This is a genomic window from Pseudomonas sp. AB6 (genome assembly GCF_034314105.1).
Lineage (GTDB): Bacteria > Pseudomonadota > Gammaproteobacteria > Pseudomonadales > Pseudomonadaceae > Aquipseudomonas.
Genome location: NZ_JAVIWJ010000001.1, coordinates 4,492,842 through 4,507,664, shown reverse-complemented (window position 1 = coordinate 4,507,664; position 14,823 = coordinate 4,492,842). Strand labels below are relative to the sequence as shown.

The window sequence follows — 14,823 nt, the reverse complement described above, 5'->3', positions numbered from 1 at the left end:
GCTGTTTGCACTGGCGGGCATGAACCGAACTTTTATCAAGATTGCCGAACAGGTAAGGGAGCCTCTGTGCCAATAGCTGAAATGGAGCGACGCCAGATTGTGGTCATCGGGGCGGGGCCTTCCGGTGCAATTGCCGCTGCACTGCTCAAACGCCAAGGTCACGACGTACTGATCATAGAGCGTCAGCTTTTTCCGCGTTTTTCCATCGGTGAAAGCCTGCTTTCGCATTGCCTGGATTTCGTCGAAGAAGCCGGCATGCTCGACGCGGTAAACGCGGCCGGGTTTCAAATCAAGAACGGCGCGGCTTTTGCCTGGGGAGATCGTTACTCTCATTTCGACTTTGGCGACACGTTCAGCAACGGCAAACCGACCACCTTTCAGGTAGAGCGCGCCAGCTTCGACAAGCTACTTGCCGATCAGGCTGCGCTGCAAGGGGTGGAAATCCGTTATCAGGAAGAAATCATTGCGGTCGATTTCGACGCAGTAAAACCCACCCTTCGTGCGCGCCGTGAAGATGGCCGCGTGTACAGCATAGAAGCAGATTTCGTTCTCGATGCCAGCGGTTATGGCCGCGTTTTGCCGCGTTTACTGGACCTCGAAGCACCGTCGAGCTTTCCGGTTCGCCACGCGGTGTTCACCCACATCGAAGACCGTATAGATGACCCACATTTCGACCGTCAGAAGATTCTTATCACCACCCATCCCGAACATCGCGATCTGTGGTTTTGGCTGATCCCCTTCAGCAACGGCCGCTGCTCACTGGGCGTGGTCGGGGCGGTCGAAAAGATCAAAGATAAACCCGCAGACTTCGATGCGTGCCTACGAGCGTTCATCGCCGAAGCGCCAGTGTTGGAAACACTGCTGCACGCCGCCGTGTGGGATACCCCGGCACGGACCATCGCAGGCTACTCCGCTAACGTGAAATCCCTGCATGGCAAGGGCTTCGCGTTGCTGGGCAATGCCGCTGAATTTCTCGACCCGGTGTTCTCGTCGGGCGCCACCATCGCCATGCGCTCCGCGAGCATGGCCGCCGCCGTATTGAATCGTCAGTTGCAGGGCGAAACCGTCGACTGGGAAAGCGAATTCGCTGTGCCGCTCAAGCGCGGTGTCGACACCTTCCGCGCCTACGTGGAAGGTTGGTATGACGGCAGCTTTCAAGACGTCATTTTCCATCCCGGCAGCTCTCATGAGATTCGACGCATGATCAGTTCGATTCTCGCGGGTTATGCCTGGGACGAACGCAACCCGTTTGTCAGCGAACCCAAGCGCCGTTTGCGCATGATCGCTGAAATTTGCGCGAGCACTGCCCAATGAGCACCGATTACTTAAGCGAAACCTACGTCGAGGAAACCCGTTTCGGCTTGTGGTTTCTACGCAGCCACACGTGGCAGCATCATGTGTTGCGCGTCGCAATCAATGACCTGCAGCGTCTGTTCAATGACTCTGGCACGCCCCCACCCGCCGACCCGGTGTTGCTTGATGTGGGTTGTGGTCAGGGCAAATCGTTTCTGCGCTTGAAACAAGTGTTCGCCCCGGCTCGCCTACTGGCCGTGGACGCCGATCCGAAAAGCCTGACCCTCAGCCGGACCGAAGCGCGCAAGCAGGGTATTAGCGTCGAGCTGACTGGCAGTGATTGCGCGCAACTGCCGATGCCGGACGCCAGCGTTGACCTGCTGTTTTGCCATCAGACGTTTCACCATTTGGTGGAACAGGAAAAAGCCCTCGCCGAATTTTATCGGGTGCTGAAACCGGGTGGTTATCTGCTGTTCGCTGAATCGACCAAGTCTTACATCGATACCTGGGTCATCCGTTGGCTTTTTCGCCATCCCATGCAGGTACAAAAAAGCGCGGCGCAATACCTGGACATGCTACGCGGCCAAGGATTTGAGTTCGGCCCGCAAAACGTTTCATACCCGTACCTGTGGTGGAGTCGCGCCAAGGATTTCGGTTTGTTAGAACGTTTCGGCCTTAAGCGTCCTCCACCCTTTGGCCAGCGTGATGAAACGCTGGTCAACGTGGTGGCGCGCAAACCCATGCAAGGCGCTGCCGGATGATCCGTCGTCTGCTGCTCAGTGTTGGCCTTCTGCTGCTGTGTGCCTGCGCCAGCCATGCGCCACTGCCTGAGCACTCCCCACAACTGGCGCTGCCGATGCAGCTGCATATTTTGCGCGAACAGGCTGAGCAGCGTCAGGACTGGTTATTGGTGATCCAACAGGAAAGCGGCGGCTTGCGTTGGTCGTTGATCGACCCATTGGGGATTCCCGTGGCGCGCCAACGCCTGATTAACGGTAAGTGGCAGGCCGATGGTTTGTTGCCGCCCAACCCTCAAGCCCGCGAACTGTTTGCTGCATTGCTGTTCGCCCTGACGCCTGCCGCCGAACTGCGTACTAACTATCCGCAAGCGCGAACTAAAGACGGGCAGCGCGACCTTGGCAGCCGTTGGCACGTCGAGTACCGCCGACCCGATGTGTTCGAGATGCGGATGGATCCAAGGTTGGTATATCACGTCAGCCCATTGGATGACGAGGTCAGCCCATGACGGCATACCTCAATGCGATGGGGGTTATCTGCGCGCTTGGCAATAACAAGCCCGACGTTGCGCGCACTCTATTTTCGGGGGATTGTTCGGGCATGCTTGACGACAGTAGCCGGGGGACTGGGCGCTCTTTCCCAATCGGGGCTGTTCAGGGGGAGCTGCCATCTATTCCCAACGAATTGGCCGAGCACAGCAGCCGCAACAATCAACTGTTGTTGGCGGCTGCGCTGCAAATCGAAGACGAAATCCGGCAGGCGATCAAACATTTCGGCCCATCACGGGTTGGCGTAGTTCTCGGCACCAGTACCTCGGGTATCGATGAAGCAAGCCGTGGCCTCGCCTCCTATCTGCGGGATCAGAAATTTCCCGCCGATTATGACTATCAGCAACAAGAGCTGAGCGCACCCTCGAACTTTCTCGCGGCGTGGCTGGACCTCAGCGGTCCCGCCTATGTGATTTCTACGGCCTGCACATCCAGCGCCAGAGCCTTACTCAGTGCCCGGCGCTTGCTCGACATGGGCTTGTGCGATGCGGTGTTGTGCGGCGGCGTCGACAGTTTGTGCCAGCTGACACTCTGTGGGTTTTCCGCGCTGGAAGCGATCTCGGCACAACGCTGCAATCCGTTTTCAAGCAACCGCAATGGGATCAATATCGGGGAAGCCGCCGTGCTGTTTTTGATGACTCGCCAAGCCAGCGACACCCACTCGATTGCTCTGCTAGGTGCGGGCGCCACGTCGGACGCGCACCATATTTCCGCGCCAGAACCCAGCGGTCGAGGCGCACGCGAAGCCATGCATAAAGCGCTGACCAACGCCGGGTTGACGGTCGAGAACATTGATTACCTGAACCTGCATGGCACTGCGACGCTACACAATGATGCTATGGAAAGCTTCGCGATGGACGCGGTTTTCCCGCAAGGCGTGCCCTGCTCTTCAACTAAACCGTTGAGCGGCCATACCCTCGGTGCCGCCGGGGCACTGGAAGCTGCGTTTTGCTGGTTGTGCCTGGCCCCTGAAAATAGCGAAAACGCGCTGCCCCCGCACATATGGGACGGTCAGGCAGACCCACAGTTGCCTGCGTTGCAGTGGGTCGAATCAGGGCAGCGCCTGACGCCTACTCGCCCACGCCACTTGATGAGCAATTCCTACGCTTTCGGTGGCAACAACATCAGCCTGATTATTGGAGACGCCCCATGATCGACTGGCCAATTGCCGAACTGCTGCCCCACTCGGGGAACATGATCCTGATCGATCAAGTGCTGTCGTTCGACGATGAGCAAATCCGCACCCAGTTGACGGTGCGCCCCAGTGGATTGTTCAACCGCGTCGATGGCAGCCTTCCGGCGTGGGTTGGCGTTGAGCTCATGGCGCAGAGCGTGGCCGCGTTCGCCGGCTGTCGAGCTCGGCAACAAGGCAATCCGGTGCAGTTGGGGTTTCTGCTGGGAACACGCAAGTTTGAATGCAACGTCGAACACTTTCCCGTCCGCACTGAATTGACGATCCACGCCCTGCGCTCTTTGCAGGATGACAATGGCATGGCGGTATTTGAATGCCATCTGACGGGCCTCGGCATTCACGCCACGGCGCGCCTCAACGTGTACTGCCCGCCTCAAGCCGCCGCCTATCTTGCCGAAGGACTTCCTGCATGACTGAATCGATACTGGTCACCGGCTCTAGCCGTGGAATCGGCCGCGCCATTGCCCTGCGTCTGGCTCAAGCCGGGTATGACCTTATTCTGCATTGCCGCAACGGTCGAACTGAAGCTGAAGCGGTGCAGGTTGAGATCCAGGCCATGGGGCGCTCCGCACGCATCCTGCAATTCGACGTCGCCGACCGAGCGGCCTCCAAAGCTGTTTTAGAAGCCGACGTGGAGACCTACGGCGCGTATTACGGGGTAGTCTGCAACGCCGGCTTGACTCGAGACGGTGCGTTTCCGGCACTGACCGATGAAGACTGGGACATAGTAATGCGTACCAATCTCGATGGTTTTTACAACGTGCTGCATCCAGTGATGATGCCGATGATTAGGCGTCGCGCTGCCGGACGTATCGTCTGCATCACCTCGGTGTCGGGGATGATCGGCAACCGTGGCCAGGTCAACTACAGCGCGTCGAAAGCAGGGATCATTGGCGCGGCTAAAGCACTGGCCATCGAACTGGGCAAACGCAAGATCACCGTCAACTGCGTCGCACCCGGCTTGATCGATACTGCGATGCTAGACGAGCACGTGCCGGTGGAGGAATTGATAAAGATGATCCCGGCACAACGCATGGGCACCCCCGAAGAGGTCGCCGGTGCTGTGAATTTTCTGATGTCGGCTGAAGCGTCTTACATCACCCGCCAGGTATTGGCAGTCAACGGAGGCCTGTGCTGATGAAACGCGTCGTCGTTACCGGCATGGCCGGCATTACCTCGCTAGGCAGTGATTGGGCGAGTATCGAGGCCAATTTCATCGCCAATCGCAGCGGCATTCGGCGGATGGATGAGTGGAACCGCTTCACTGAGCTCAACACTCGACTCGCGGGGCCCATCGATGATTTCGCCGTGCCCAAACACTGGAACCGTAAGCAACTACGCAGCATGGGCCGAGTCTCGCGGCTGGCCGTGGGTGCCGCCGAACAAGCGTTGCTGGACGCCGGGTTGTTGGGCGACGCGATCATTCGGGACGGGCGGATGGGCGTGGCCTGCGGCTCGTCCACCGGCAGCACCGACGAAATCAAAGCCTTTGGCAACATGTTGCTCAATTCCGTGGCCGAAGGGCTGAACGCCAACTCATATGTGCGGATGATGCCCCACACCACCGCAGCGAATATCAGCATTTTTTTCGGCCTGACCGGGCGCTTGATTCCTACCTCCAGCGCCTGCACCAGCGGCAGCCAGGGGATAGGTTATGCCTATGAATCGATCAAATTCGGGCGCCTGCCATTGATGCTCGCCGGCGGCGCTGAAGAGTTATGCCCAACCGAGGCCATGGTGTTTGATGCGCTGTACGCCACCAGCCTGAAAAATGATGCCCCGCACACTACACCACGCCCCTACGACAGCGGTCGCGATGGCTTAGTGATTGGTGAGGGCGGCGGCATGCTGGTGCTCGAAGAGCTGGAACATGCCTTGGCCCGCGGTGCGCACATCCATGCGGAGATCGTGGGCTTTGGCAGCAACGCTGACGGCGCTCACTCCACCCGCCCGGAGCAAGTCACCATGCGCCGCGCCATGAAGTTGGCCCTGGAAGACGCCGGCCTGACGCCCGATGCCATCGGTTACGTAAACGGTCACGGCACCGCCACGGAACAAGGCGACATGGCCGAAACCCTGGCCACTAGTAGCCTGTTTGGCGCGCGGATGCCCATCAGTTCGCAAAAAAGTTTCTTGGGGCACACCTTAGGCGCCTGTGGTGCGTTGGAATCATGGTTCTGTATCGAAATGATGAACCGCGACCGTTATGTCCACACCCTCAACCTCGACGTTATCGACCCCCAGTGCGGCGAACTGGATTACCTACGCGGTGAGATGCGTCAAATGAGTAATCAATACGTGATGAACAATAATTTTGCTTTTGGCGGGGTGAATACATCGCTGATTTTCAAACGTTGGGCGTGAGTTGACACAGAGCAGCGTTAGCCTTGGACTACTGACCGCTGCGTTAACAACTCAACAAACGCCTTGGCCATCGGCGAATTTTGCTCTTTACGCTGTACCAGCCACACCGCCGTGTTAGCGCCTTCGTCCAGCACCGTCCGATAGACAACGCTGTCAATTCGCATGCGCTGATAAGACGCCGGCAACACGGTTACGCCCAATCCCGCTGCGACCAATCCGATAATGGTCATCGGTTCACCCGCCTCTTGTGTAATCAACGGACTAAATCCGGCTTGTCGTGCCAGGCTCATTAACTGCGTATACAAACCGCTGCCGTAGGTGCGAGGAAAAAAAACAAAGGGTTCAGCAGCCAAGGCCGAGAGGTACAGGCCTTTTTCGCTACCCGCCGCCAGTGGGTGATCGGCACGAATAATGGCTACCAACGGCTCACGGAACAACTCGACGGCGACCAATGAGTCGGGCAACGGCAACGGTCGCATGATCCCGACATGCACCGAGTTTTCCACCAATGCTTGCGCGGTTTCCATGCTACTCATTTCCTGCAGTGCCAAATGGACGGCTGGAAAGTCCTGACGAAACGCGAAGATAGCTTGGGGGATGCTGGAGTTGAACGGTGCCGACGCCGTGAATCCAATTTTCAGTTCGCCCAGCTGCCCCAACTGCGCACGACGTGCTACATCGGCGGCTTTGCCTACCTGAGCCAAGACCAAACGCGCCTCATCAAGAAATAACCGGCCGACTTCGCTTAACTCAACCCGTCTATTGGTCCGATCAAATAATCGCGCGCCCACCTCTTTTTCCAGTACCTGAATTTGCTGACTTAGGGGAGGTTGCGAAATACCCAATGCCAGCGCGGCCCTGCCGAAATGAAGCTCTTCAGCTACCGCGATAAAATACCGCAGATGACGTAACTCCATATTTCCCCATTAAGTCTTTTTAAATATCAAATAGGTCGAACAATATATTGGAAAGAATAATTAGCGAACTATATTCTTTTCAGATTGTTCGCCGCCACGTTCATCGAGGTTCATATTGAAAACTGCTGTTGCCCCAGCCCCCACGCACGTCAGCGATGGTGTCGATACGCTGGCAGATGTCTATATCGAAAAAGGCACCCCGTTATTCTTGCGCACGGTGCTGGCATTATTCTCCGGTGGTTTTGCGACGTTTACGCTGCTGTATTGTGTACAGCCGTTAATGCCGGTGCTGTCCCACGAATACTCAATTAATGCAGCGCAAAGCAGCCTTATATTGTCGGTCGCTACCGGCATGCTCGCATTTGGCCTGCTAATTACCGGGCCGATTTCGGATCGACTCGGGCGAAAACCAGTGATGGTAACGGCGCTGTTTTGCGCCGCGCTATTCACTTTACTCGGCGCGTTGATGCCGACATGGGAAGGTATTCTGTTAATGCGCGCGCTGGTTGGTCTGTCGCTCAGCGGTTTGGCGGCCGTGGCAATGACCTACCTGAGCGAAGAAATACACCCGCAACACATTGGCTTGGCGATGGGGCTTTATATAGGCGGCAACGCCATCGGCGGCATGAGTGGTCGGGTGATCACCGGGGTATTGGTAGATTACGTTAGCTGGCATACCGCAATGCTTTTCATCGGCGGCTTGGCGTTGATCGCCGCCGGGGTGTTTTGGAAGATACTTCCGGAGTCACGCAACTTCCGCCCGCGCTCAATGCACCCCCGTAGCCTGCTTGACGGTTTCGCGTTGCAGTTTCGAGACGCTGGCTTGCCGTGGCTGTTTCTGGAAGCATTCCTGCTGATGGGCGCGTTCGTCACGCTATTCAATTACATTGGCTACCGCTTGCTGGCCGAGCCTTATCAGATGAGTCAGTCATTCGTCGGACTGTTCTCAGTGGTTTACCTGTCGGGTATCTATAGCTCGGCGAAAGTTGGTGCTCTGGCCGATAAGCTCGGTCGACGCAAAGTGCTCTGGTCGGTCATCGTCTTGATGCTAATGGGCGTTGCTCTGACCATGTTCAGCCCGTTATCGATGGTCATATTCGGGGTGCTGTTATTCACGTTCGGCTTCTTCGGCGCGCACTCCGTAGCCAGCAGCTGGATCGGACGCCGGGCAATCAAAGCCAGAGGGCAGGCGTCGTCGCTGTATCTGTTTTGCTACTACGCGGGTTCAAGCATCGCAGGCACCGCAGGTGGGGCGTTTTGGCATTACGCAGGTTGGAATGGTATCGGCGGGTTCATAGGAGTGTTGTTGCTCGTCGCATTGGCTGTGGCATTACGTTTGGCGAAACTGCAGCCGTTGGAACTCAGTATTAAGGGTTGAAGATAGGTCAGAAGGTGTAAACCTTATTCAGGACGGGACATACCCAACAAAAACCTGCCACGGCGAATGCGGCAGCAGGATTGGGCGCGACTTAGTTGGCGTGATACTGGGCAGACATCTCGTGCACGGCTTCCATAAAGACGCCCGCGTTGGCCGGGTCAACCTCTGGCGTAATACCGTGACCGAGATTGAAGACGTGGCCGGTGCCGCTGCCGTAGCTGGCGAGGATACGTGCGACTTCACTGCGTATCGCGGTAGGGTTTGCGTAAAGCACAGTAGGGTCCATGTTGCCTTGCAAGGCGACTTTGTTGCCGACGCGCTGACGGGCTTCGCCGATGTCGCACGTCCAGTCCAGGCCCAGTGCATCAGCGCCCGCGTCAGCGATGCTCTCCAGCCACAGGCCGCCGCCTTTGGTGAACAGGATCACTGGCACTTTACGCCCGTCGTGTTCACGGATCAGGCCATTGACGATTTTGCGCATGTAGGCAAGTGAAAACTCCTGGTAGGCCGCCGACGACAAGCTACCGCCCCAACTGTCAAAAATCTGCACCGCTTGTGCGCCAGCGAGAATTTGACCGTTCAGGTACGAAGTCACGGACTGCGCCAACTTATCCAGTAATAAGTGCATGGCCTGTGGATTGTCATAGAGCATGGCTTTGGACTTGCGAAAATCTTTCGATGAACCGCCTTCGACCATATATGTTGCCAAGGTCCATGGACTGCCAGAGAAGCCGATCAAAGGTACACGGCCGTTGAGCTCGCGACGGATGGTACTGACCGCATCCATTACGTAACCCAAGTCTTTCTGCGGATCTGGAATGGGCAACGCTTCGATATCGGCCAAGGTGCTGACCGTTTTTTTGAAGCGTGGACCTTCGCCAGTTTCAAAATACAGGCCCAGGCCCATAGCGTCCGGAATGGTCAGGATGTCGGAAAACAAGATGGCCGCGTCCAGCTGTGGATAGCGGTCAAGCGGTTGCAGCGTGACTTCACAAGCGAATTCCGGATTCATGCACAGGCTCATGAAGTCGCCGGCCTTGGCACGACTGGCGCGGTACTCTGGCAGATAACGACCAGCCTGACGCATCATCCACACAGGGGTAACATCGACGGGCTGCTTGAGCAGGGCACGAAGGAAACGATCATTCTTAAGGACAGTCATGTCGGTATCCGTTTAAAAAGTGCGGGCATTTTCTCAGAGCCAGACGAAAAAGGCACGGCCAGAGCCATGCCTTTTATCAATGACGGCGATTAACCTCTATGGGTATTTGCCACACTATGGAAGATCAGCACCGTTTCAGAGTTTCCATCGGCATCCTTAATTTTGGATTTTTGTAAAATTAAGCGCCATTTACCTCGCCCCGTACTTCCCCCGATGCCTGGAAGATCAATGCTTACAGCCCCTTTGAAAGCACCCAGCAGAACATGGGAGCTGCCCGCACGGTCGTTGATATACTTTTCAGCGGCCGCTTCGATAGCATCTTCAAGCGTCTTCTTATCGACCTTTGTATCCTTTACAGCCTTTGCAAACGCATCGGTTTCAGCAAAGTTTTTCACATCAACTCTTGCCCGCTTCATGCCCGGTGGCCGGATATTGACCGAACTGGATGCTGCCGGCGTGTCGCTGGCGTTAGCGCCTTTGCGACTTTTAGGTACTTTGGGTTTATTGTCGTTTCCCCCACCCCGCAACGCGATGTTGTCGTAACTCCATTGCCCCTGCTCATCGAAACGAATCGGCATCTGGTAATAAGCGTCTGGCCGTCGGGGATCAATCATTCGCCACGTCGCGTTTTGCGCATCATAGCGAATGGCAAAGGTTTTCCCTGCGTTTTGGGCATAGAAATCCAAATAGTTTGCAGCATTCACTTTTTCGTACACGCCGCTATAAACGCCGTCGGTACGCAATTTCATTCCCTGTGGTGTAGATGCCAGCGCCATTGCGGATTTCAGACCACCAGAGGACACCGATTTCACCTTAGGCTTCTTCACTCCCGGCAGACCATCCGTCAGGAGCAGTGCTGCTTGTACAAAATGCAATGCAGCGCTGCTGTCTTGCTCACCCACCGCACGGGCGCCTTGTGAGAGCGCGTACAAACTACGAGCGGCGGCGATTGGCAACCTCACCTTGAATGGCGTGAACTCAAGCGCCAGTTCGGCGAATGCACTAGCAATATTCCATGCGCTCTGCCAGTTGGCTTCGCCAGTGCTGGTCGTTTGCGCATCGATTTGCGCGATCACACGCTGAACTTCGTCCTCGTAACTGGCGAAGTAGAAGTTATCCGTACGCAATAATGTAGGTACGATCTTCAAGTGACCATCAACGATGAGGGTGCCGAACACTTCACCCAATGAGGCCTTTTGCTCTATAGGCAGCCGGCTTATCAAGTAGTCAGCTACCAGAGGGTTAGTGAATAGCTTCTCGAGCATTTCCTGCTCGCTTGCATACTCACGGAAACTCACGCCGTCCGGAGCCAAAGGTGTATAGACCACCACACTCGGAACACTCTGCCTGGATTCGGGAGCGATCATCAGTATGCCCCGCAACGTCAGACCATCGAATTGGCCTGGAGAATAAACGCCAGGCGGGCCGTAATAATGCAGGTTAGTCGGCGCCGAATCGGAGAGTTTAAGAGTCCACACCTGAATACGATGGCCTTCAACCACCGCGCTGGTAGCGCTATCGAGCGCGCGGTCAAGGACCGCCATCACCCATTTATAACCTCGGTCGGCGAGCGCAGATGGCAAGCTACCGTCATCGAGAAAATCCTTCGCCATCTTGGCTTCGATGACGTCCAGCCGCATCTGCGTGTCCATTACCTGAGCATATTGATCGCGGCTCCACTGTCCAAAAGAGGACGCTAGCAAGCGCTGTTTGAGAAACGCCGTGTAGCTGGTACCCACATCCAACTCACGCACTAGGCCATGTATATAACGTTTACTCAATCCCGCGATTGGACGACCGTTCTTATCCAGAAAGCGCGCCGTCAACCAGAAGTCCCCATCAGTTATTAATATATTCTCCAAACAGAGCTGGGGAAGGCTGCGGTATGTGGGGGTGTACTCAAAATCTTCACCAGACTCTGGACTGTATACGTCCAGATCCAGAATGGGTGGCACCTCCTGATTTCCGGTCCATTGGTTTGTAGTGATCTCGACAGTTATTTCTTCGGGCTCCAGTTGCAAACCGAGATCAAGATCTAGCCGGTACTTAAGCTGATTCCCGGCATAGACGCGCAGCTGCTCAAGATCGCCGTATTCGCTGACGTCTGGAAGATCCGGTGCCTGCGCCTCTATCAACGCTTGCCGATAGTTATGCAGCGCTGTGTTCCACATGAGTTTGTCGGCAGAAGAAGCGTCCCTTAACCAATCAGGAAACAGTTCAACCTTCGCCTGAAGCGGGCTTTGCGAGTCAAACCAGCCGCCGCTGGCGTTAGCCGCCGCATCGCCGAGTATTCTGCGAAAGCCTGCGACATCCGTCTCGGACTGCATTCCCAAAGCGGTACGCTCATGAGGTTGCAGCACCGAAGCAATCGCCCGATAGAAGCTATCGGTACCCACATTGAAACGGTTGACCTGATCATCATTGAGGTTTTTAACTGCGTAATGACCATCGGCGCTATGTAACAAGAGAATTGAGGTCTGCGAAAGTTCAAGATCACGGGGGTACTGACCCGTCGCGTCCACTTCAGCGATCAATAGCTCGTAGCCCAATCGAGCTCTCAACACCTGTTGGCCAAAGGTTCTGGCCAGCACATCCGCGTCAATGTTGTAAGTTCTGGTATGAAACAAGCCATCGAGTCCTCGGTCCTTGCGCCATTCCTCCAAGGACTGATCCAAGGCCTCAATGAACGCAGCTGGCAACTCTTCGTCTTCCAGAAAGTCATGTTCTTGCGCTTCCGACAGAGGAAATCGCTCCAACAGCACATTGAGGCGCTCAACCGGCACTTCAGGATGTATAGCCTTTAACAGGTTTAATGCAGGAGGCCGCTCGGTAGTTTGCCGCCTCCAAAGGGGTAGAAGGCGGTTGTACCGACTGAAACCTAGATCGCACTTCATCGCATCATCGTCGGCGAGCAATGCCTCAAACGCGTTTGCTTGCTCAGACTTGAGCAACTCGGACAACTCTTTGCGCAGCGTGACAATTCGCCCGGCGGTACTGGAACTATTCGAGAAGTTGCCACCCATACCCAGTCTTGAGCCCTGGGGAAGTTGGTCAATTATGGTTTGAAATAATGTTTCCTCGCCATGGACGGTCGACGTGGCATATTCGCCAAAGCGATCTCGCACTACCGAAATGCTGTTTTGGATAACGCTGGGGTTGTTACCTTTGAGATAGGTCGCGACAGCATCGCCGTGTTCGTCAACGATTTTGAGCTGCAAAACTGCAGGCCATTCAGCCAACTGAGGCAGTAACGAAAAAATCAGTGACTCGCAATCCAACGGAAAAAAACATTTTTCCGTGAACCCTTCGATGAACTGATTGATCGTCCGATCGGCCTTCTCTCGAGCGCGTTGCTCGCGTGCTGATACCGAGCTGGGCCTGAACCTTTCGGATTCAGTGGCGGTGGCGGACGCGTTTTCGAAAAATACGGGAGTATGAAGTGAAGCGCTGTAAGTGGTCATATTTGCATCCTTGCAAATAACGTTAATCGCGGGAGTACACCGGTTGCGGTGAATCTCCTGCCGTGAACGGTGAACACTAGCATTGAATTTGGACTAAAAAACACACTGAAATATCAGGAAATCACATCCCCTGTAGAAACCGTCGAGGGCTGCGACCCATCGAAAACCGCCCAGTCTTTAGAGACCGTCGAAGGCATACCGATCCTTTCCGCAGCCTTCGGCAGCGCCTAAAAGAAGCTGCCGAATGCGGGAAAAAGTTTACACGCCCAAGTAGTCCAAAATTCCTTCGGCCGCGTTTCGGCCTTCAAAGATTGCGGTTACTACCAAGTCAGAACCACGAACCATGTCGCCACCGGCGAAGACTTTCGGGTGGCTGGTCTGGTGCTTGAACTGCGCCTGTTCCGGGGCGATGACGCGGCCCTGGCTGTCGGTCTGGATGCTGAACGCTTCGAACCACTGCGCTGGGCTTGGACGGAAACCGAAAGCGATCACCACGGCGTCTGCCGGAATAATCTCTTCCGAACCCGGAATCGGCTCGGGACTACGACGGCCACGAGCATCAGGCTCGCCAAGACGCGTCTCGACCACTTTCACGCCTTCAACTTTGTCTTCACCCACGATAGCAATCGGCTGACGGTTGTAGAGGAATCGCACCCCTTCTTCCTTGGCGTTCTTCACTTCTTTGCGCGAGCCCGGCATGTTCGCTTCGTCACGACGGTAAGCACAGGTCACCGACTTGGCGCCTTGACGAATTGCAGTACGGTTGCAGTCCATCGCAGTGTCACCACCGCCCAGCACCACAATCTTTTTACCCTTCATGTCGACGAAGTCTTCCGACGACTTTTCAAAGCCAAGATTGCGATTGACGTTAGCGATGAGGTAGTCGAGCGCGTCATGCACGCCCGGCAGGTCTTCACCGGCAAAACCGCCCTTCATGTAGGTGTAAGTGCCCATGCCCATGAACACGGCATCGTACTCTTCGAGCAGTTGATCCATGGTCACGTCCTTACCGACTTCGGTATTGAGACGGAACTCAATACCCATGCCAGTGAAGACTTCGCGACGGTGGCTCAGTACGGTTTTTTCCAGCTTGAATTCAGGGATACCGAAGGTCAGCAGACCGCCGATTTCCGGGTTCTTGTCGAACACCACCGGAGCCACGCCGCCGCGCACCAATACGTCGGCGCAACCAAGGCCTGCAGGCCCTGCGCCGATGATTGCAACACGCTTGCCGGTCGAAACGACTTTGGACATATCCGGACGCCAGCCCATGGCGAAGGCGGTGTCGGTGATGTATTTCTCGACCGAACCAATAGTCACCGCACCAAAACCGTCGTTGAGGGTGCAAGCGCCCTCACACAGACGATCCTGAGGACACACACGGCCGCAAACTTCCGGCAGCGTGTTGGTCTGATGCGACAGCTCAGCGGCGGCCAGAATGTTGCCTTCCGCAACCAGCTTGAGCCAGTTGGGAATAAAGTTGTGCACTGGGCACTTCCACTCACAGTACGGGTTACCGCAGCCCAAACAACGATGGGCCTGGTCGGCCGACTGCTGGGGCTTGAACGGTTCATATATCTCGACGAACTCTTTCTTGCGCTGACGCAAGAGCTTCTTCTTCGGATCTTTGCGCCCAACGTCGATGAACTGGAAGTCATTACTCAGACGGTCAGCCATTCTTGAAAACTCCAAATTGCAGCTCCAAGCGCAAAGCTTCAAGCTGCAAGAAAATCGTATTAAGCCGACACGCCGCACGCTGCTTCTAACTTG

12 protein-coding genes are annotated in these 14,823 nt (G+C 55.8%); 8 read left to right on the top strand and 4 right to left on the bottom strand.

What is annotated here, in order from left to right:
• Positions 1-66: 66 nt before the first annotated feature.
• From RGW60_RS21155 to RGW60_RS21125, 7 genes are read left to right on the top strand one after another with little or no spacing between them, the layout of a single operon-like run.
• Positions 67-1,314, top strand: coding sequence for an NAD(P)/FAD-dependent oxidoreductase (locus tag RGW60_RS21155; RefSeq protein WP_322206426.1), 1,248 nt, complete (start codon positions 67-69; stop codon positions 1,312-1,314).
• Positions 1,311-2,054 (top strand): class I SAM-dependent methyltransferase, encoded by a 744-nt coding sequence (locus tag RGW60_RS21150; protein ID WP_322206425.1) that lies wholly within the window; start codon positions 1,311-1,313, stop codon positions 2,052-2,054. The genes RGW60_RS21155 and RGW60_RS21150 overlap by 4 nt, the downstream gene beginning before the upstream one ends.
• Complete coding sequence (locus RGW60_RS21145) at positions 2,051-2,539, top strand: DUF3261 domain-containing protein (RefSeq protein WP_322206424.1); 489 nt, start codon at positions 2,051-2,053, stop codon at positions 2,537-2,539. Before RGW60_RS21150 ends, RGW60_RS21145 begins: the two co-directional genes overlap by 4 nt.
• A complete protein-coding gene (locus tag RGW60_RS21140; protein WP_322206423.1) occupies positions 2,536-3,732 on the top strand; it encodes a beta-ketoacyl-[acyl-carrier-protein] synthase family protein in 1,197 nt (398 codons plus the stop codon). Before RGW60_RS21145 ends, RGW60_RS21140 begins: the two co-directional genes overlap by 4 nt.
• Positions 3,729-4,184, top strand: coding sequence for a hotdog family protein (locus RGW60_RS21135; RefSeq protein WP_322206422.1), 456 nt, complete (start codon positions 3,729-3,731; stop codon positions 4,182-4,184). The genes RGW60_RS21140 and RGW60_RS21135 overlap by 4 nt, the downstream gene beginning before the upstream one ends.
• Positions 4,181-4,909: a 3-oxoacyl-ACP reductase FabG gene (gene fabG / locus RGW60_RS21130; RefSeq protein WP_322206421.1), complete on the top strand. Its 729-nt coding sequence runs from the start codon at positions 4,181-4,183 to the stop codon at positions 4,907-4,909. The genes RGW60_RS21135 and fabG overlap by 4 nt, the downstream gene beginning before the upstream one ends.
• Entirely contained in the window at positions 4,909-6,135 is a 1,227-nt protein-coding gene (locus RGW60_RS21125) for a beta-ketoacyl-ACP synthase (protein WP_322206420.1), read from the top strand. The genes fabG and RGW60_RS21125 overlap by 1 nt, the downstream gene beginning before the upstream one ends.
• 17 nt (positions 6,136-6,152) lie before the next feature.
• Here the strand turns inward: RGW60_RS21125 and RGW60_RS21120 are convergent, their stop codons facing one another.
• A complete protein-coding gene (locus tag RGW60_RS21120; protein ID WP_322206419.1) occupies positions 6,153-7,052 on the bottom strand; it encodes a LysR family transcriptional regulator in 900 nt (299 codons plus the stop codon).
• 115 nt (positions 7,053-7,167) lie between these two features.
• Here RGW60_RS21120 and RGW60_RS21115 point away from each other — a divergent pair, with 115 nt between their 5' ends.
• Complete coding sequence (locus RGW60_RS21115) at positions 7,168-8,430, top strand: MFS transporter (protein WP_416194839.1); 1,263 nt, start codon at positions 7,168-7,170, stop codon at positions 8,428-8,430.
• A 91-nt stretch (positions 8,431-8,521) separates the two neighbouring features.
• Here RGW60_RS21115 and hemE read toward each other — a convergent pair whose 3' ends face one another.
• The 3 genes from hemE to RGW60_RS21100 form a co-directional block, all read right to left on the bottom strand.
• Positions 8,522-9,592: a uroporphyrinogen decarboxylase gene (gene hemE, locus RGW60_RS21110; protein ID WP_322206418.1), complete on the bottom strand. Its 1,071-nt coding sequence runs from the start codon at positions 9,590-9,592 to the stop codon at positions 8,522-8,524.
• Between the two features lie 89 nt (positions 9,593-9,681).
• Positions 9,682-13,053, bottom strand: coding sequence for a dermonecrotic toxin domain-containing protein (locus tag RGW60_RS21105; protein WP_322206417.1), 3,372 nt, complete (start codon positions 13,051-13,053; stop codon positions 9,682-9,684).
• Between the two features lie 258 nt (positions 13,054-13,311).
• Positions 13,312-14,730, bottom strand: coding sequence for an FAD-dependent oxidoreductase (locus RGW60_RS21100; protein ID WP_322206416.1), 1,419 nt, complete (start codon positions 14,728-14,730; stop codon positions 13,312-13,314).
• Positions 14,731-14,823: the final 93 nt, after the last annotated feature.

Bases quoted from the DNA above. Each gene is read 5' to 3' on its own strand.
- hemE (WP_322206418.1), bottom strand. From the start codon at position 9,592: ATGACTGTCCTTAAGAATGATCGTTTCCTTCGTGCCCTGCTCAAGCAG.
- RGW60_RS21125 (WP_322206420.1), top strand. From the start codon at position 4,909: ATGAAACGCGTCGTCGTTACCGGCATGGCCGGCATTACCTCGCTAGGC.
- fabG (WP_322206421.1), top strand. From the start codon at position 4,181: ATGACTGAATCGATACTGGTCACCGGCTCTAGCCGTGGAATCGGCCGC.
- RGW60_RS21105 (WP_322206417.1), bottom strand. From the start codon at position 13,053: ATGACCACTTACAGCGCTTCACTTCATACTCCCGTATTTTTCGAAAAC.
- RGW60_RS21135 (WP_322206422.1), top strand. From the start codon at position 3,729: ATGATCGACTGGCCAATTGCCGAACTGCTGCCCCACTCGGGGAACATG.
- RGW60_RS21150 (WP_322206425.1), top strand. From the start codon at position 1,311: ATGAGCACCGATTACTTAAGCGAAACCTACGTCGAGGAAACCCGTTTC.
- RGW60_RS21100 (WP_322206416.1), bottom strand. From the start codon at position 14,730: ATGGCTGACCGTCTGAGTAATGACTTCCAGTTCATCGACGTTGGGCGC.
- RGW60_RS21145 (WP_322206424.1), top strand. From the start codon at position 2,051: ATGATCCGTCGTCTGCTGCTCAGTGTTGGCCTTCTGCTGCTGTGTGCC.
- RGW60_RS21140 (WP_322206423.1), top strand. From the start codon at position 2,536: ATGACGGCATACCTCAATGCGATGGGGGTTATCTGCGCGCTTGGCAAT.
- RGW60_RS21120 (WP_322206419.1), bottom strand. From the start codon at position 7,052: ATGGAGTTACGTCATCTGCGGTATTTTATCGCGGTAGCTGAAGAGCTT.